This is a genomic window from Aurantimonas sp. E1-2-R+4, from assembly GCF_036549515.1.
In the GTDB taxonomy this organism is placed as follows: domain Bacteria; phylum Pseudomonadota; class Alphaproteobacteria; order Rhizobiales; family Rhizobiaceae; genus Aurantimonas; species Aurantimonas coralicida_A.
Genome location: NZ_JAZHLK010000007.1, coordinates 57,409 through 74,678 on the forward strand (window position 1 = coordinate 57,409; position 17,270 = coordinate 74,678).

The following is a 17,270-nucleotide window of genomic DNA, read 5'->3' on the forward strand; positions in this document are numbered from 1 at the left end:
ACGAGACACCATGCCGGCGCGGGACTTCGCGCCGGCTGTTCGCCCGAAACCCCATTCGGCGCCGCGAGGTCCCAAACTCTTCGCGGCGCGTTCCGACAAGAAGACGAGATCAGAACCATGGGCAGAATGCTGAACGCACTTTCCGATCGCGCCCTCGAACTCGGGCCGGCGCGCGCGGTCGAGCAGCACGGTAACTGGCGGGCCGCCACGGACGAGAACTACGTCTACTGGCTGGTGCTCGACCGTCCGGGCAAGGCGGTCAACACCATCGACCGGAGCGTTATCGAGGAGCTGTCGCAGCACGTCGACAGGATTATCGATCAGAAGCCCTCGGCCGTGGTGATCCGTTCGGCGAAGCCTTCCGGCTTTGCCGCCGGTGCCGACATCCAGCAATTCGCCGGCGCTTCGACCGGCGAGATCCGCGGCATGTTGAAGGAGGCGCATCTGGTCCTCGACCGTCTGGCCAAGGTCCAGGCGAAGACGATCGCGGTGATCAACGGTCATTGCCTCGGCGCCGGGCTCGAATTGGCACTGGCCTGCGACCTTCGGATTGCGGTCTCCGACGCCAGCCTGGGCTTTCCGGAAGTAATGCTCGGCCTGCATTCTGGCCTAGGCGGCACCTATCGTTCGACAGCGATCGCCGACCCGCTGGAAGCGATGACAATGATGCTGACCGGCAAATCGGTCACCGCGAAGAAGGCCAAGGCGATTGGCCTCGTCGACGCGGTGGTCGAGGAGCGGCATGTCGGGGCGGCCGTGCAGGCCGCGCTCTATAACGAGCTCAAGACGGCTGGAGGCGGCTTCAAGACCCAGGCCTTCTCGCTCCGCCCGGCCCGCGCGCTGGCGGCGAGCCAGATGCGCAAGAAGACGGCGGAGAAGGCCGCCAAGACGCATTATCCGGCGCCGCACCGGCTGATCGACCTGTGGGAAGCCCATGGCGGCAGTGCCAAGGCGATGCAGGATGCGGAGATCGACAGCTTCGCCGAACTGATCGAGACCGACACCGCCCAGAACCTCGTCCGGGTGTTCTTCCTGCGCGAGACGATGCGCGGGCTGAAGCAGGGCGAATCGGCGATCAAGAACGTCCATGTCATCGGCGCCGGCGCCATGGGCGGCGACATCGCCGCCTGGGCGGCGCGCGAGGGCTTTCATGTGACGCTCAGCGATGTTGCGACGCAGCCCATCGGCAAGGCGATCCGCGCGGCGACGAAGATGCTGACCGCGACGCTCAAGGACCCGCTAAAGGTCCGCGACGCGCTGGACCGCTTGACGCCGGACCCGGCTGGCCTCGGAATTGCTCGCGCCGACCTCGTCATCGAGGCGGCGCCCGAAAAGCTGGAGTTGAAGCGAAAGATTTACGCCGACATCGAACCCAGGTTGAAAGAGGGCGCGTTGCTCGCGACCAATACCTCTGCGCTGCCGCTGGCGGACCTCGCCGAGGGGCTCGTCGATCCATCGCGCCTCGTCGGCTTGCATTTCTTCAACCCGGTCTCCCGGATGCAACTCATCGAGATCGTTAGCCACGACAAGATCAGTCCAGAGACCGCGCGCCGGGCCACCGCATTCGCCGTCGAATTGTCGCGCCTGCCGGCCCCCGTGGCCTCGGCGCCGGGCTTCCTCGTCAACCGCGCACTGACGCCGTACATGGCCGAGGCGTTGATCATGGTCGACGAGGGCATACCCAAGGAGCGGATCGATCGCGTTGCCGAGGATTTCGGCATGCCGATGGGGCCGGTGGAACTGGCCGATCAGGTTGGACTCGATATCGCTGTCGAGGTTTCCGCCTCGCTACGCGAACGGCTGGACAGCGACTTTCCGGAAACGCCGGACTGGCTGGAGAAGATGGTCGCGGACGGCACGCTCGGCCGCAAAACCGGCGGCGGACTCTACGAGTACGACTCCGACGGCAAGCCCAAGAAGCAGCCGGTCGACGCGCTGCCGGATTCGGCCAAGGGCGACCCGGATATTCTCGACCGGCTGATCCTGCCGATGCTGAACGCGGTCGTCGCGTGCCTGCGCGAGGGCGTCGTCGAGAGCGAGGATGTTGCCGACGGGGCGATGATCTTCGGCACCGGCTTCGCGCCGTTCCGGGGTGGGCCTATCCACTACGCCAAGAAGCGCGGCGTCGATGAGATCGTCGCCAAGCTGAACGCGCTGGCGGACAAACACGGCGCTCGTTTCAAGCCCGATGCGGGATGGGACCGCCTGAAGGAAAAATCCACCGCCGCTACAGGCTGACGCAGGGGCAATCCTGCGACCCGAGCCCGGTGCCGCCGAGCGTCACCCGGTCGCCGGACTTCAGGAAACGTGGCGGGTCGTAGGAAAGTCCGACGCCGCCGGGCGTTCCGGTCAGGATCACGTCGCCGGGCTCGAGCCGCATGAAGCGCGAGATGTAGGAGATGAGATACGGCACCTTGAAGATCATGTCCGCCGTATTGCCCGACTGCTGGCGCTCGCCATTGACGTCGAGCCAAAGGTCGATCTCATCGTAATCGGGCAATTGGTCGGGTGGGATCAGCCACGGGCCAAGCGGGGCGAAGGTGTCGTGCGACTTGCCCTTCGACCACTGGCCACCGCGCTGGAGCTGGAAGCTGCGCTCGGTGACGTCGTTGCAGAGCGTAAAGCCCGCGACGTGCTGCAGCGCGTCCTCAACGGTTACATATTTGGCCCGGCGGCCGATCACCACCGCCAGTTCCACCCCCCAGTCGACCCGGGTGGAAAGCTTGGGCAACTCGATCGAATCCGTGGGACCGCAGGCCGCCGTCGCGGCCTTCAGGAAAATCGTCGGCTCCGGATTGACCTTGAAGCCCGCGAGGCTGGCGCTGTCGTGATAGTTCGGGCCGACGCCGACGATCTTGCCGATCTTCTGGACCGGACGGCACAAGCGAACCCCTTCGGGCACGAGCGGCAGCGAAGCAGGGTCGAGACGCCCGCAGGCAACAAGTTCGTCGGGGTCCAGGGAGGCCCCGGATAACGATGAAACATGCTCGGAAAGGTCGCGAATGCGGTTGTCGTCGTCAATCAAGCCCGGCCGCTCGGAACCGCGGTGGCCAAAGCGTACAAACCGCATCAATTTCCTCCCCAATACTGTTACATGGAAATGGTCGAGACCAAGGTTCGGTTCCTTGCGTTGAGTTGACTTTTACGTAAGATGTGGATCGTTAGAATCGCTCGTTCTGCGGTGATTTCCGGCTCCGGCAGCCGGTTCTAAGGGAGATTTCATGTACAAGGCGCCCATCAGCGAGATCGCTTTCGCCCTGAAGAAAGTGGCCGGCCTGGAGCCGGCCATGGAAAAAGGCCTGCTTGGCGAACTGACGCCTGATCTCCTGGACGCGGTTCTGGAGGAAGCGGGCCGCTTCGCCAGCGAAAAGGTCGCGCCGCTCGCCGAGGTGGGTGACCGCGAGGGCACCTCCGTGACCGACGGTGTGGTGACGACGCCGACGGGCTGGAAGGAGCTCTATGCCGACTGGATCGCCGACGGCTGGAACGCCCTGACCGGCCCCGAGGAATATGGCGGTCAGGCCCTGCCGACATCGTTGTCAGCCGCCGTTTTCGAGATGTGGAACTCGGCGTCGATGGGCTTTGCCCTTGGTCCGACGCTGACCGTCGGAGCGGTGGAGGCGCTGGAGACGCACGGTTCGGATGAGTTGAAGGCGGCGTATCTGGCCAAGCTCGTCTCCGGCGAGTGGAACGGTACGATGAACCTCACCGAGCCGCAGGCGGGCTCCGACCTGTCGGCGCTGAAGACCAAGGCCGAACGGGCCGGCGATGGCAGCTACCGAATTTTCGGCCAGAAAATCTACATCACCTATGGCGAGCACGATTTCACCGACAACATCGTGCATCTCGTCCTGGCGCGGCTACCGGACGCACCGGCCGGCGTGAAGGGCATCTCGCTGTTCCTGGTGCCGAAATTCCTGGTCGAGGCAGACGGGTCGCTCGGCCGCCGCAACGACGTCTTCTGCCATTCCGTCGAGCACAAGCTGGGCATCCACGGCTCGCCGACCTGCACGATGATCTACGGCGACGGCAGTGTCGACGGCGAGGAGGCCGGCGCGGTCGGCTACCTGATCGGCGAGGAAAATCGCGGCCTCGCCTGCATGTTCACGATGATGAACAACGCCCGGCTTCTGGTCGGCGTGCAAGGCGTCGGCGTCGCCGAGGCGGCTTTCCAGATGGCGCTCGATTATGCGCGCGAGCGCCGCCAGGGTCGCTCGACGCGCCTCGCCAAGGGCGCCGAGCCGTCGGGGCAGATGAGCCCGATCGTCGAGCATCCCGACGTTGCCCGCTCGCTGCTGACGATGAAGGCGCTGACCGGTTCCGCACGCGCCATCGCTTATGCCTGCGGTCACGCAAGCGACATGGCCAAGGCGACCCGCGACGAGGCGAGCGAAGCGCGGGCCTGGAAGGAACGTGCAAATCTCTTGACGCCGATCGCCAAGGCGTTTGCCACCGATATCGGCGTCGAGGTCGCCTCGCTCGGCATCCAGGTGCATGGCGGCATGGGCTTCATCGAGGAGACCGGCGCCGCGCGGCTGTTGCGCGACGCGCGCATCGCGCCGATCTACGAGGGCACCAACGGCATCCAGGCGATCGATCTCGTCACCCGCAAGATCGGCCAGTCGGACGGAGCCGCAGTCAGCGCCTATCTGGCCGAACTCGCCGAGACGGTCGACGCCGTGCGCGGCCGGAACGCGGAGGATTTCGGCGCGACCGGCGAGGCTTTGGCGGCCGCGCTCGACGATCTGAAGGAGACGACGGCGTTTCTTGCAAAAGCGCTCGCCGACAAGGACATGGACACCGCGCTCGCCGGCGCGACGTCCTACCTCAGACTATTCGGCCTGACCGCCGGCGCCGTCTATCTCGCCAAGGGCGCGCTGGCCGAAACCGGCCGCACGGAGCGCACGCATCTCGCCCGCTTCATGGCGGAGAATCTCCTGACCGAAACGAGTGCGCTGAAGCGCCAAGTCGTTGCGGGCGCCGCCAGCCTCGCCGCCGCCCACGCGATTCTTCAGTAGGTCCCATCATGAGCGAATTCATTCAGACCGGCACCCAGTCCGGCGTCCTCACCATCCGCATGAACCGGCCGGAAAAGAAGAACGCCATCACCCGCGACATGTACCGGGCGATGGCGGATGCTTTGGAAGCGGCCAGGAACGACGATGCCGTCCGGGCGGTGCTGCTGTGCGGCGGCTCCGGCGCCTTTACCGCCGGCAACGACATCAAGGATTTCATCGCCATCGCCGAGGGCGGCACACGCCATGGTGAGGTCCACGATTTCCTGCGGGCTATCGCGACCTTTTCCAAGCCGCTGGTCGCCGTCGTCGACGGGCTCGCCATCGGCATCGGCACGACGATCCTGATGCATTGCGACCTGGCCTATTGTTCGCCCGGCTCGATCTTCAGGACGCCGTTTCTCGACCTCGGCATCACGCCGGAGGCGGGCTCCACCCTGATCGCGCCGAAGCTGATGGGCGACCAGCGCGCCTTCGCCTTGCTGGTGCTCGGAGACACCTTCGACGCGGCGGCCGCGCGCGAGGCGGGGCTCGTCTACGAAATCGTCGAAGGGGACGTGGAGGCCGGGGCGCGGGATGCCGCCCTGCGGCTCGCGGCCAAGCCGCCGAAGGCGCTCCGGATCGCGCGCGAACTGCTGCGCGGCCAGCGCGAGGACATCGTCGAGCGCATCGATCTGGAAGTCGAACATTTTTCCGAGCGAATGACCTCCGACGAGGCCAAGGCTGCGTTTCGGGCGTTCATGGCGCGGTAGAGGGGCGTCCCCCAGCGGGTCAGCCACGCGAGTCGGGGGCGGTCGGCTCCTCGGCCTTGCCGCCCTCGTTATCCGCGTCGTTGAACAGGAAGCGATAGGTGCCGACGACACCGACGAGGCAGACGCCGCCGGCAATCAGGATAATCGGCCACGTGCCGAATTCGGCGAAGAAATGCCGGAACGCGGTGCCGAAGACATAGGCGCCGAGACCGTAGGCGCCGGCCCAGAGCGCCGCGCTGATGCAGTTGTAGAACAGGAAGACCGGCCAGTTCATCCGCATGGTGCCCGCGACAAAGCCGTTGAGCTGCCGCAGGATGATCACGAAACGCGCCACGAGAACGACGGCGAAGCCATAGGTCTGGAAGCGCTCCTCGACCATGGCGAAACGCTTCTCGCCGAGGCCGAAATGCGCGCCCCACCGCACCACGATCTTGCGGCCGTAGCGGCGCCCGACGAGATAGCCGAGATTGTCGCCGACGATCGAACCGGAAAAGGCCGCGATCAGCACCGCGAGAATGTTGAAGGAGCCTTCCCCCGACAGCATGCCAGCGGCGACGATCAGGCTTTCGCCGGGAAGCGGCAGGCCGGTCGATTCAAGCAGGACGACGACGAAGATGAACCCGTAGCCGTACTGGATGAGAAATTCGGTCAAGGCGTCGGCGTCTCATGACTTGCGATGCCACGCTGGCTCGCACGAATGGCCCATGACGGCAAGCCTCGCGCCGCCACCGCCCGGCTCAGCGCTCCAAAAGCGCGACGACCTCCACATGCCGCGACCATAAGAACTGGTCGATCGGCGTCACCGATGTCACGCGGTAGCCGCCGTCGGTGAGGATTTTGAGATCGCGGGCGAGCGTCGCCGGATTGCACGAGACCGCGGCGATCCGCCCGACCGTCGAGGCCGCGAGCTCGCGCGCAAGACCCTCCGCCCCGGCGCGCGGCGGGTCGTAGACCACGCCGTCATAGGGTTTGAGCTCCTTCGCCGGGATCGGGCGGCGGAAGAGATCGCGCCGTTCGGTCGTCAGCGGCTTCAGGCCGGGCCGCGAGCGCCAGGCGGCGAGGAGCGCGGCGAGCTGCGGCGCTTCGGCCTCGACCGCGTGAACGGTGGCTTGCGGCGCCAGACGCAGGGCAAAGGTTCCGCAGCCGGCGAAGAGGTCGGCAACGCGCTTGGCCCCGGCCAGATGCGATAGCACCAGCGACGCCATCGTCGCCTCGGCCGCCGCGACGGCCTGGACGAAGGCGCCCGCTGGCAATTCGACCGTCACACCGCCGAAGTCCATGGTCGGCGGTTGCGTCACCACCAGCGTCTCGCCGCTGACCGACAGCCGCGCAAAACCTTCGCCCAGCGCCAGCGACACCGCCTGCCGGCGCATTGGCTCCGACAGTTTCGCCGCGTCGGCAATCGCGACGTCGAGGCCGGTCAGCGTCGCGGTCACGGTCAACTTCAGGGGCCGCTTGCGGTCGACCAGGATCGCAGCCAGCTTTTGCAGGGCCGGCAAGGCGCGCTCGATTTCCGGCAGGGCGATCGGGCAGACGGCGATCGGCACGATGCGGTTGGAATGCGCGGCATTGAAACCGAGCATGACTTGGTTGCCGGCGCGAACGGCGGAAAAGGCCACGCGCCGCCGCGACGCCGGCGGGCAGGGGACGAGGTCGCCGACATCGGCCGTGACATCGGCGCGGCCCAGCGCCTCGACGACGAGATCGCGCTTGAAGGCGCGATAGAAGGCGTCGTCGGCATGTTGCAGGTCGCAGCCGCCGCAAGTACCGAAATGCGGGCAGGGCGGCGTCTGGCGATGCGGCGAGGCCGCGATGATCGCCGCTGCTTCCGCACGCGGTCCCATGGCGGCGATCTCGACCGTCTCACCGGGAAGCGTGAACGGCACGAAGATCGAACCGGCCCCGGTCTCGGCGATGCCGTCGCCCTGTGCACCGAGGCGATCGATGGTGACGCGCTCGCTCATGGCTTTTCCGCCGCGAGCAGGAATTCGTGGTTGCCGTCGCCGCCGGCGATCGGCGAGGGGATGAGGCCGATCACGCGCCAACCGGGCTGCGCGGCCAGCCAGTCGCGAAGCGCCTCGGCGACGGCCGGCGCGCTATCCGGATCGCGTAAGAGGCCGTTCTTGGCGATCGCCTCGCGGCCGGCCTCGAATTGCGGCTTGACCAGGATCACCGCCGATGTCCCCGGCTCGGCCAGTTCCAGCGCCGGCGGCAAGGCGAGCCGCAGCGAGATGAAGCTGACGTCGGCGACGAGCAGATCGAAGCGGTGGCCGTTGAGGTCGAGGCGGGTGAGGTCGCGGGCGTTGAGCCCCTCGATCACGGTGACGCGGCTGTCGGCGCCGACGCGCGGATGCATCTGCCCGTGGCCGACGTCGATGGCCACCACATGCGCCGCGTCGCGCCTGAGCAGCGCCTCGGTGAAACCGCCGGTCGAGGCGCCGAGATCGAGCGCGGTGCGGCCTTCGACGGGGAACGCGAAATGGTCGAGCGCCGCTTCCAGCTTCAGCCCGGCGCGCGAGACGTAATCGGCGGCCGGGTCGTCGAGGGTGATCTCGCTTTCGGGCGGCACGTTGAGGCTCGGCTTGGTAACGACGTGCCCGTCGACCTTGACGTGGCCGCGCAGGATCGCGTCGCGGGCGCGCGCCCGGCTTGCCGCGAGCCCGCGGTCGGAAACGAGAGTGTCGAGCCGCACGCGCGACAGATGCTGTTCTTCGGTGGAGGCCATCGGCAGGTCATGCGGCCCGCGCGGTCAAATGGCAAGCGACGATTGGACGGCGAGCGGAGTGGGAGCCTGGCGAGAATGATCGCTTCGGCAAGAGGTGCAAGTAAAATCTTGAAATGTACGTACAATATGTACTAACAATAATGTGGCATGTTCGAATGGGACGAGACGAAAAATCAGGCCAATATCGAAAAGCATGGCGTGAGCTTCGCGACCGCCAGCCGGATTTTCGAGGGCGTTGTATTTTCGGTCATCGATGACCGCCGCGACTACGGCGAAGCGCGAGAGATCAGCATCGGACGAATTGGCGGCGCGACTTTCCTGACGGTGGTTCATACCGATCGCGACGGCAACATCCGTATCATTTCCGCGCGTCCTGCGAAGCGCGGAGAAAGGCACCGCTATGAAGAAGCGATACGAGAAGGAAATGACCGCGGCCGATCTGGCGGCGGTGAAGGATGAAGACATCGACACCAGCGATATTCCCGAACTCGACGACGCGTTCTGGAGCAAGGCTCGGCTGGTCGAGCCGGACTTGACGCAGCCGGTCACCTTGCGGGTCAAGAAGTCCGTCCTCGATGTCTATAAAGCGCAGGGGAAGGGCTACCAGACACGCATGAACGCCGTTTTGGAGACCTATGCTCGCACTCTGACGAACAACCGCTAAGGCGGACCTCGCCTCGCGGGGAAGGGATATCCCCGGGCCTGTCCTGTCAGATTGCGCGACCGCTTTTCAGCGGCAGCTTGGCCCTCAAGCCTTCAGCACCCGCTCCGCTTCCGTCCCCAGCGCCCGGAAAACGGCGTCGACGATGCCCTTGCGGTCGAGAGCGGCGGATTTGACCATCGCTTCCGGCGCGGCGTGGTCGACGAAACGGTCCGGCATCACCAGTGGCCGGACCTTGAGCCCGTGGTCGATGAGGCCGCGCACGGCCATATGCTGCAGCACCTGGGTGGCAAAGCCGCCGCTCGCCCCTTCCTCGACCAAGATCAGCACCTCGTGATCGCGGGCGAGGCGCGCGATCAGATCGGCGTCGAGGGGCTTGGCGAAGCGGGCGTCGGCGACGGTCGTCGACAGGCCGAACGTATCCAGTTCCTCGGCCGCGGCGACGCTGTCGGCGAGCCGGCTGCCGAAGGAGAGGATCGCCACCTTGCTGCCCTCCTTGACGATGCGGCCCTGGCCGATGGCGAGCGCTTCGCCGCGCTCGGGCAGGTCGACGCCGGTGCCGTTGCCGCGCGGATAGCGGAAGGAGATCGGCCCGTCGTCGTACAGCGCGGCGGTGCGGACCATGTGGCGCAGTTCCGCCTCGTCGGCGGCGGCCATCACCACCATGCCGGGCAGGGGGCATAAAAAGCCTGTGTCGAAGGCGCCCGCGTGGGTCGGCCCGTCGGCGCCGACATAGCCGGCGCGGTCGATGGCGAAGCGCACGGGCAGCTTCTGGATCGCGACGTCATGGACGATCTGGTCGTAGGCGCGCTGCAGGAAGGTGGAATAGATCGCCGCGAACGGCTTGTAGCCCTCGCTGGCGAGCCCGGCGCAGAAGGTCACGGCGTGCTGCTCGGCGATGCCGACGTCGAAGGTGCGGGCCGGGAAGATCGCGCCGAACTTGTCGAGGCCGGTGCCGTCGGGCATGGCGGCATGAACGGCGACGATCTTGTCGTCTTCGTCCGCCTCCTGGATCAGCGTTTCGGCGAAGACGTTGGTGTAGCTCGGTGCGTTGGCCTTGGCTTTCGCCTGGGCGCCGGTGATGACGTCGAATTTGGAAACGCCGTGATATTTGTCGTCGGAATCCTCCGCCGGTCCGTAGCCCTTGCCCTTGCGGGTGACGACATGGACGAGGATCGGCCCGGTCTGGACGTCGCGGACGTTCTTGAGCACCGGCAAGAGGTGGTCGAGATCGTGGCCGTCGATCGGCCCGACATAGTAAAAGCCGAGTTCCTCGAACAAGGTGCCGCCGGTAAAGAAGCCGCGGGTGTATTCCTCGGTCTTGCGGGCGCCCTCGCGCATGAATTCCGGCAAATGCTGGCTCAGCGATTTCGCCCGGTTGCGCAGGGTCCGATAGGTCTTGCCCGAAACCAGCCGCGCCAGATACGCGCTCATCGCGCCGGTCGGCGGGGCGATCGACATGTCGTTGTCGTTGAGGATGACGATGAGACGCGCGTCAAGCGCGCCGGCGTTGTTCATCGCCTCATAGGCCATGCCGGCGCTCATCGCGCCGTCGCCGATCACCGCCACCACGTTGTTGGTGCCGCCGGACAGGTCGCGTGCCACCGCCATGCCGAGGCCGGCCGAGATCGAGGTCGAGGAGTGGCCGGCGCCGAACGGGTCGTATTCGCTCTCGGTGCGCTTGGCGAAGCCCGACAGGCCGCCTTCCTGGCGCACCGTGCGCATGCGTTCGCGCCGGCCGGTGAGGATCTTGTGCGGATAGGCCTGGTGGCCGACATCCCAGATCAGCCGGTCGTCCGGGGTGTTGAAGACGTAATGGAGCGCGACGGTCAGTTCGACGACGCCGAGGCCCGCGCCGAGATGCCCGCCGGTCTTGGAGACGGCGTCGATCAGATCGGCCCGCAATTCGTCGGCGATCTGCCGCAGCTCGCTCTCCTTGAACCGGCGAAGGTCGGCCGGGGAGTGAATCTGGTCGAGCAGCGGTGTCGTCAACTCGTTGGGCACTTCGTCACCTCGCCGGTCGTATCGTTGCGCTGGAACGGCGCGTCTCCAGTTTAAATTGGTTCCAGCCTGCGCCATTCAAGCGCTGAGGCGCAAACGGACCGCGGCAAAAGCCGGTGGCCGGCTGACGAGCCCACGCAGCGCATCTAGCAATTTCGCCAAGCCGGCATTTCCAATAGCCTCATCATTTACCCGATTATCAGGAGATTCGCCATGCTGACCGGACTGATCCGACTCCTTACACTCCCCCTGGTGCTGGGCTCGCTTGCGCTCGTGGGCGGCCTCGTCTCGCCGGCACGGGGTCATAGCTTCACGACCGTTCTGATCGTGCAGCCGGATACGCCCGACACTGCCCGATCCGAGATCGTCGCGGCCTTCTTGCTCGCGGCCGACGAGCGTGACGGCCACGCCGACGAGGAGTCGGACGGACATCTGGGCGGACTCGACGTCTATCTCGTCCCGGTTCGGGCTGGCGAACTGGCCGATATCGCGAACGCGGCGCCGGACGTCATTGCCGCACTACTGCCAGTCGAAGCCGGGTTGGATGACGTGGCCAAGGCCACGGGCGCGGCCATGGTTGGCCCGTTGGATCCGGACGGAATAACGGCTGGCGCATTCTTGCGGGCCGCGGCGGGAAACGAACTTGCGCCCTTCGCCGAACGCTTTGTTGCCGCGGCCGGGAAATCTCCTGGGGAAGGAGCGATCGCGAGCTACATTGTGGCGCGACGGATTGATGAGGCGATCCGAGAACTGGGCGGCGTTGACGACCGCGAACGCTTGCGCGCGCTGCTTTCGCAATAAAATGACCCGCACCTGGGTACGAGGACCTCTCAGCCCGGGTCGAGCGGCTCCGTCCCCACCGGCTTGCCCTGCCGGTTCAGCTTGATCTTTTCGACCTTGTCCTCGGCCGCCGACAACAGCCGGTCGCAATGGTTCTTGAGCTTCTCGCCGCGTTCGTAGATGCGGATCGAGCGGTCCAGCGGTACATCGCCGCGTTCGAGATCCGAGACGATCCGCTCCAGCGCCGCGAGGGCGTCCTCGAAGCTCATGCGCTTGATGTCGGAATCGTCGGCCGGAAGGGCCGCCTCGTCGATGTCTGTCATGGCGTTGGCGTCTTTCAGTCTGGTCGGGCTAGTGTGCGGCGTCAGCCGGTCATCAGGCGCTTGACGTGGGCGGCGGTCGAGACCGCGAGCCCTTCGAGGTCGTAGCCGCCTTCCAGGAGGCTCACAACCCGGCCGCCGCAATAGGTGTCGGCGATCGCCATCAGTTCCGCCGTCGCCTGGTCGAAATCAGTGTCCTCGAGCATGAGATTGGCCAGCGGATCGCGGCGATGCGCGTCGAAGCCGGCCGAGATGATGATGAGATCGGGCTGGAACGCCTCAAGCGCCGGCAGGATGCGCGACGCGAACGCCTCGCGGAACGCCGGCCCGCCGTCGCCGGCCGACAGGGGCGCGTTGACGATGTTACCGGCGCCGGTTTCGTTCTTGGCGCCGGTGCCCGGATAGAGCGGCATCTGGTGGGTCGAACAATACAGAACCGATGGGTCCGACCAGAAGATTTCCTGGGAGCCGTTGCCGTGATGGACGTCCCAGTCGACGATGGCGACGCGTTCGAGGCCATGCGTTGCCTGGGCATGGCGGGCGGCGATGGCGGCCTGGTTGAACAGGCAGAAGCCCATTGCGGTGCTGCTTTCAGCGTGGTGACCCGGCGGCCGCGAGGCGACGAAGACGTTGTCGGCCGCTCCCGACATCACGTCGTCGACGCCGGCCATGGCGGCACCGACGGCATGGAACGCGGCGGAAAAACTCTTCGGGCTGACGATGGTATCGCCGTCGATGCGCGCCAGGCCGTCATCCGGGATCGCCGTCGCGATCTTGCGGACGAAGGCTTCCGGGTGGCAGCGATAGATCGCCTCCAGCGTTCCCTCGGGCGCCTCGACCCGGTCGAGATGCTGGAACGCTTCGTCTTCCAAGGCGGCGGCGACCGCCTTCATGCGGTCCGGCCGCTCGGGATGACCCGAGCCGGTGAGGTGCTCGACGAAGATCGGATGGTGATAGAGTCGGGTTGTCATGGCCTACGAGCTAGCGCCTTTGTCCTGCGGATCAATTCTCTACCTGCGTCAGGCTGATTCGCACCGTTCTGCCGTCTTCGGTTCGAACCTCGACCGACTCGCCGTCGGCGCTGAGCCGAAGGCGTCCGACCGCCCGCGACGCAAGCGCGATGCTGGCGACGGGCGTGATCGTTTCCGGCCCGACCCGCACGACCTCCAGCGCCGCGCGCGCGGCATTCGGCAGGATCAACGCCGGCGCGCCCTTGAGGCTCACGACCTCCGCCAGATCGAGATCGCGCGAGCCGATGACATGGTTGCTGTAGCCGGATCGGCTGGCGCGTAAGCGCAACGTGCCGTCTTGCCAGGCGTAGATTTCCAATGTCCCGCCGATATGCGGCGTCTTCACGATGGCGATGTCCCGTCGGCCGTCGCCGTTAAGATCGGCAAGCGCCGCGACGTTCAGCCAGCGGCTCGGCCGGCCGATCGGCGGGATCGCGGCGCGCTCGACCAGTTGCCCACCGGCCAGCCCGTAGACGGCCAGAGCGGCTCCCTTGGCGACATCGGAGCGGATGGCGACGATCTCGTTGCGGCCGTCACCGTCGAGATCGATAAGGCGCGGCGTCAGATCCTCGAAGACCTGGGTCTCGGGAAGAACCGCTTCGATCGTCCGACCGTCGCGCGTCTTTGCAACCAGCGAGCCAGCCTCGATCGCGTCGCCGAGAATCCCGTGGGCATAGCGCGTGGTCGGGCGGGCGAACCAGGCGGCCGCGATATCGCCGCTGGCCGACGTGGCGTTCTCGCCGTCGGGAAGGCGCTCGGCCGCCGGCAAGGGCGACAGCGTCGCGGCGAACAGGACGGCGCTCGACAGGCAGGCTGTGAGCCAGGCACAACCGCGCGATTCCGTGGCGGGCACGTCCTTGCGCATCCGCTTACCCGCGTCCGGTCTGGCCGCGATGGCGCAGATAGTGGTCGGCGATCGCACAGGCGACCATGGCCTCGCCGATCGGGACCGCGCGGATGCCGACACAAGGGTCGTGGCGGCCCTTGGTCATGACGTCGACTTCCTCGCCATCGGCGTTGATCGAGCGCTTCGGCGTCAGGATCGACGAGGTCGGCTTGACGGCGAAGCGCGCCACCACCGGCTGGCCGGTAGAGATGCCGCCGAGAACGCCGCCAGCGTGGTTGGACAGGAATTGCGGCTGGCCGTCGGCGCCGATGCGGATTTCATCGGCATTGTCCTCGCCGCTCAACGTCGCGGCCGTAAAGCCGTCACCGATTTCGACACCCTTGACCGCGTTGATCGACATGAGGTTGGCGGCGATGTCGCTGTCCAGCTTGCCGTAGATCGGCGCGCCGAGCCCGGCTGGCACGCCTTCGGCGACCACTTCGACGACCGCGCCGACCGATGAGCCCTGCTTGCGGATTGCGTCGAGATGCGTTGCCCAGCGTTCGGCGGTTTCCGCGTCCGGGCAGAAGAAGGGATTGCGATCGATCTCGGCCCAGTCCCAGCGCTCGCGGTCGATGGCGATGGTGCCGATCTGCACCAGCGCCGCCCGCACCACGAGACCGGGCACGATGCGCCGCGCGATGGCGCCGGCCGCGACCCGCGTCGCGGTCTCGCGGGCCGAGGAGCGACCGCCGCCGCGATAGTCGCGGACGCCGTATTTCATGTCGTAGGTGATGTCGGCATGGCCGGGGCGGTAGCGCCGGGCGATGTCGGAATAATCCTTCGAGCGCTGGTCGACATTCTGGATTTCAAGCGCGATCGGGGTGCCGGTCGAGACCAGTTCGCCCTCGCTGTCGCCCGGCATGACGCCGGACAGAACGCGCACCTGATCCGGCTCCTGGCGCTGGGTCGTATAGCGGGACTGGCCCGGGCGGCGCTTGTCCAGAAACGCCTGGATGTCGGCTTCCGAAAAGCGGATTCCTGGCGGGGTGCCATCGACGACGCAGCCGATCGCGATACCGTGGCTTTCGCCCCAGGTGGTGACGCGGAACAGGTGACCGAAACTGTTGTGAGACATGAAACTCCGCCAGGAGAAGAGAGAGTAGGGGGCTGGTTCGATTACGGTAGCTTAACCAACTCCGTCAAATGCAACCGATCGACATCAAACGTAACCGGACGGTACGAGAATTGACACAATCCGGCGCGAACTTCCGTCCTTGTCGGCAAGCTGCTTCAGGGGCGGCCGGCGAGTGCCGCGACCGAGACGGGTCGCAGACGCACGCACATCGGAACGAGGGCAAGCTGGTGACCAGAAAAATTCTTGCATTTTTCGCAACGTCCTTCCTGACAGTGGCGATGACGATCCCCTCGTTAGCGGAGGAGGTCGACGGCACGATCGAATCGATCGATCGCGACCGGGCGCAGCTGAAATTAAGCGACGGACTGATTTACGATCTGCCGGATCATTTCGACTATGAAGCGGTCCGGCCGGGTATGAACGTCGTGCTGATCTTCGACGAGGCCGACAATTTGCGTCTGGTGGATGCCGGCTGACCCGGAGCGATATCAAACCCAGCTGACGATCGCGTCCCGGTAATGCAGGATGCGGTCCTGCGGAATGCCGATATGCGACGCCTCGTCGGCGCCCAGGTTGTCGTAACAGCGCAGAAAGCTGCGAGTGACGCCGCCATGAGCGGTGACGATGGTCGGCTCGCCCAAGTCTTCGAAGACCGGCCGCACGCGCTCTGCGAGCATCGCATATGATTCCGCATCGGGGCCGGGCGGCACGAAGTTCCATTTGTCGGCCTTGCGCGCCGCGATACCCTCGGGGTCCCGGGCGCGCACTTCCTTGATGGTCGATCCTTGCCAGTCTCCGAAATGCAATTCGACCAAGCGCGCGTCGGTTGTAAAATCGCTCTCGGCCAAGCCGAGTTCGGTGCGAATGATCCGCATCGTCTCAGTGGCGCGAGAGAGTGGGCTCGATAGAAAGCGAAATTCCCCTGCGCCGTCACCGAGGACGCTGAGCAGATAGCGGCCATTGCGCTTCGCCTGAGCCCGACCGAGGGCATTGAGCGGGATGTCCTCCTGGCCCTGCAGGCGGCCTTCAGCGTTCCAGTCCGTCTGGCCATGGCGGCAGAGATAGAGGTTCGGGAGCGTCATGGTGAGCCGGGATGCCGCCTACGGAAGATCCTTCACCACCGAGATATCCGGCGCGTCCACCGCCTTCATGCCGACGGTGTGGTATCCGCAATCGACATGGTGAACTTCCCCGGTGACGCCGCGCGACATGTCGGACAAGAGATACAGCGCCGACTGACCGACCTCGTCGGTGGTCACGGTGCGCTTGAGCGGCGAATTGTATTCGTTCCACTTGAGAATGTAGCGGAAGTCGCCGATGCCCGAGGCGGCCAGCGTCTTGATTGGCCCGGCCGAGATGGCGTTGACCCGGATCGCCTGCTTGCCGAGATCGACGGCGAGATAGCGGACGGACGCCTCGAGAGCGGCCTTGGCGACGCCCATGACGTTGTAGTGCGGCATCACCTTCTCGGCGCCGTAATAGGTTAGCGTCAGGATCGATCCGCCATCGACCAGCAGCTTCTCCGCTCGCGCCGCGACGGCCGTCAGGGAATAGACCGATATGTCCATCGTCTTGCGGAAGTTTTCCCGAGACGTCTCGACATAACGTCCGGTCAGCTCGTCCTTGTCGGAAAAGGCGATGGCGTGGACGAGGAAATCGATCTTGCCCCAGCGCTGTTCGACATCGGCGAAGACCGCGTCGATCGTGGTCTCGTCGGTCACGTCGCAATGTCCGGCAAGAACCGCGCCGATCTCGTCGGCGAGCGGTCCGACCCGCTTCTTCAGGGCGTCGCCCTGATAGGTCAGCGCGATCTCCGCTCCCTGCGCGGCGAGGGCCTTGGCGATACCCCAGGCGATCGAACGGTTGTTCGCAACACCCATGACGAGGCCGCGTTTGCCGTCCATCAGACCGGTCGACTGGGCCATGGTGTTGTTCCTTCAGATGTCTCGGCGATGGATAGTTTTGCGGCGGCGGGTATGACATAGGCCCGGCCGGCCATCAAGCGCGGCCCTCCCGCGCATCCCTGCGCACGAGGTTGACAG

18 protein-coding genes are annotated in these 17,270 nt (G+C 65.9%); 7 read left to right on the forward strand and 11 right to left on the reverse strand.

Annotated features, from left to right (window positions below):
• Nucleotides 1–117 precede the first annotated feature (117 nt).
• The gene (locus tag VQ045_RS05335; RefSeq protein WP_331829390.1) at nucleotides 118–2,238 is read left to right on the forward strand and encodes a 3-hydroxyacyl-CoA dehydrogenase NAD-binding domain-containing protein; all 2,121 of its coding nucleotides are present in this window, start codon (nucleotides 118–120) and stop codon (nucleotides 2,236–2,238) included.
• Here VQ045_RS05335 and VQ045_RS05340 read toward each other — a convergent pair.
• On the reverse strand, nucleotides 2,228–3,070 hold the full coding sequence (locus tag VQ045_RS05340) for a fumarylacetoacetate hydrolase family protein (protein ID WP_331829391.1): 843 nt from the start codon (nucleotides 3,068–3,070) through the stop codon (nucleotides 2,228–2,230). The genes VQ045_RS05335 and VQ045_RS05340 overlap by 11 nt on opposite strands.
• Before the next feature lie 151 nt (nucleotides 3,071–3,221).
• On the opposite strand from VQ045_RS05340, the gene VQ045_RS05345 reads away from it, so the two are divergent.
• Both VQ045_RS05345 and VQ045_RS05350 read left to right on the forward strand, forming a co-directional pair.
• Nucleotides 3,222–5,018, forward strand: a complete 1,797-nt coding sequence (locus tag VQ045_RS05345; protein WP_331829392.1) for an acyl-CoA dehydrogenase — start codon at nucleotides 3,222–3,224, stop codon at nucleotides 5,016–5,018.
• Between the two features lie 8 nt (nucleotides 5,019–5,026).
• Nucleotides 5,027–5,767 carry a crotonase/enoyl-CoA hydratase family protein gene (locus VQ045_RS05350; RefSeq protein ID WP_327622346.1) on the forward strand — a complete coding sequence of 247 codons (741 nt, stop codon included), beginning with the start codon at nucleotides 5,027–5,029 and terminating at the stop codon, nucleotides 5,765–5,767.
• Between the two features lie 19 nt (nucleotides 5,768–5,786).
• Here VQ045_RS05350 and VQ045_RS05355 read toward each other — a convergent pair whose 3' ends face one another.
• The 3 genes from VQ045_RS05355 to VQ045_RS05365 form a co-directional block, all read right to left on the reverse strand.
• Nucleotides 5,787–6,419 carry a DedA family protein gene (locus VQ045_RS05355; protein ID WP_327622344.1) on the reverse strand — a complete coding sequence of 211 codons (633 nt, stop codon included), beginning with the start codon at nucleotides 6,417–6,419 and terminating at the stop codon, nucleotides 5,787–5,789.
• A gap of 85 nt (nucleotides 6,420–6,504) precedes the next feature.
• Nucleotides 6,505–7,731 (reverse strand): class I SAM-dependent RNA methyltransferase, encoded by a 1,227-nt coding sequence (locus VQ045_RS05360; protein ID WP_331829393.1) that lies wholly within the window; start codon nucleotides 7,729–7,731, stop codon nucleotides 6,505–6,507.
• The gene (locus VQ045_RS05365) at nucleotides 7,728–8,492 is read right to left on the reverse strand and encodes a TlyA family RNA methyltransferase (protein WP_327622342.1); all 765 of its coding nucleotides are present in this window, start codon (nucleotides 8,490–8,492) and stop codon (nucleotides 7,728–7,730) included. Before VQ045_RS05365 ends, VQ045_RS05360 begins: the two co-directional genes overlap by 4 nt.
• Before the next feature lie 147 nt (nucleotides 8,493–8,639).
• Here VQ045_RS05365 and VQ045_RS05370 point away from each other — a divergent pair, with 147 nt between their 5' ends.
• Both VQ045_RS05370 and VQ045_RS05375 read left to right on the forward strand, forming a co-directional pair.
• The gene (locus VQ045_RS05370; protein ID WP_331829394.1) at nucleotides 8,640–8,951 is read left to right on the forward strand and encodes a BrnT family toxin; all 312 of its coding nucleotides are present in this window, start codon (nucleotides 8,640–8,642) and stop codon (nucleotides 8,949–8,951) included.
• Nucleotides 8,917–9,156, forward strand: a complete 240-nt coding sequence (locus VQ045_RS05375) for a BrnA antitoxin family protein (RefSeq protein WP_327622340.1) — start codon at nucleotides 8,917–8,919, stop codon at nucleotides 9,154–9,156. The genes VQ045_RS05370 and VQ045_RS05375 overlap by 35 nt, the downstream gene beginning before the upstream one ends.
• Nucleotides 9,157–9,240: 84 nt before the next feature.
• Here VQ045_RS05375 and dxs read toward each other — a convergent pair whose 3' ends face one another.
• Nucleotides 9,241–11,157 (reverse strand): 1-deoxy-D-xylulose-5-phosphate synthase, encoded by a 1,917-nt coding sequence (dxs, locus tag VQ045_RS05380; protein ID WP_331829395.1) that lies wholly within the window; start codon nucleotides 11,155–11,157, stop codon nucleotides 9,241–9,243.
• Nucleotides 11,158–11,367: 210 nt separating this feature from the next.
• Between dxs and VQ045_RS05385 the strand changes: the two genes are divergently transcribed.
• Nucleotides 11,368–11,955 (forward strand): hypothetical protein, encoded by a 588-nt coding sequence (locus VQ045_RS05385; protein ID WP_327622338.1) that lies wholly within the window; start codon nucleotides 11,368–11,370, stop codon nucleotides 11,953–11,955.
• Nucleotides 11,956–11,984: 29 nt separating this feature from the next.
• Here the strand turns inward: VQ045_RS05385 and VQ045_RS05390 are convergent, their stop codons facing one another.
• Genes VQ045_RS05390 through aroC form a run of 4 tightly spaced genes read right to left on the reverse strand, consistent with a single transcriptional unit; the run spans nucleotide 11,985 to nucleotide 15,228 of the window.
• A complete protein-coding gene (locus tag VQ045_RS05390) occupies nucleotides 11,985–12,257 on the reverse strand; it encodes an exodeoxyribonuclease VII small subunit (RefSeq protein ID WP_327622337.1) in 273 nt (90 codons plus the stop codon).
• A 41-nt stretch (nucleotides 12,258–12,298) separates the two neighbouring features.
• Nucleotides 12,299–13,225 (reverse strand): histone deacetylase family protein, encoded by a 927-nt coding sequence (locus tag VQ045_RS05395; protein ID WP_327622336.1) that lies wholly within the window; start codon nucleotides 13,223–13,225, stop codon nucleotides 12,299–12,301.
• 31 nt (nucleotides 13,226–13,256) lie between these two features.
• Nucleotides 13,257–14,129: an FG-GAP repeat domain-containing protein gene (locus VQ045_RS05400; protein ID WP_327622335.1), complete on the reverse strand. Its 873-nt coding sequence runs from the start codon at nucleotides 14,127–14,129 to the stop codon at nucleotides 13,257–13,259.
• Nucleotides 14,130–14,133: 4 nt separating this feature from the next.
• A complete protein-coding gene (gene aroC, locus VQ045_RS05405; protein ID WP_327644939.1) occupies nucleotides 14,134–15,228 on the reverse strand; it encodes a chorismate synthase in 1,095 nt (364 codons plus the stop codon).
• A gap of 68 nt (nucleotides 15,229–15,296) precedes the next feature.
• On the opposite strand from aroC, the gene VQ045_RS05410 reads away from it, so the two are divergent.
• Nucleotides 15,297–15,704 carry a DUF1344 domain-containing protein gene (locus tag VQ045_RS05410; RefSeq protein ID WP_327622333.1) on the forward strand — a complete coding sequence of 136 codons (408 nt, stop codon included), beginning with the start codon at nucleotides 15,297–15,299 and terminating at the stop codon, nucleotides 15,702–15,704.
• Nucleotides 15,705–15,716: 12 nt separating this feature from the next.
• On the opposite strand, the gene VQ045_RS05415 is transcribed toward VQ045_RS05410, so the two are convergent.
• Together VQ045_RS05415 and fabI are read right to left on the reverse strand one after the other, a co-directional pair.
• Nucleotides 15,717–16,310, reverse strand: a complete 594-nt coding sequence (locus VQ045_RS05415) for a histidine phosphatase family protein (protein ID WP_331829396.1) — start codon at nucleotides 16,308–16,310, stop codon at nucleotides 15,717–15,719.
• 18 nt (nucleotides 16,311–16,328) lie between these two features.
• Nucleotides 16,329–17,153 carry an enoyl-ACP reductase FabI gene (fabI, locus tag VQ045_RS05420; protein WP_327622331.1) on the reverse strand — a complete coding sequence of 275 codons (825 nt, stop codon included), beginning with the start codon at nucleotides 17,151–17,153 and terminating at the stop codon, nucleotides 16,329–16,331.
• Nucleotides 17,154–17,270: the final 117 nt, after the last annotated feature.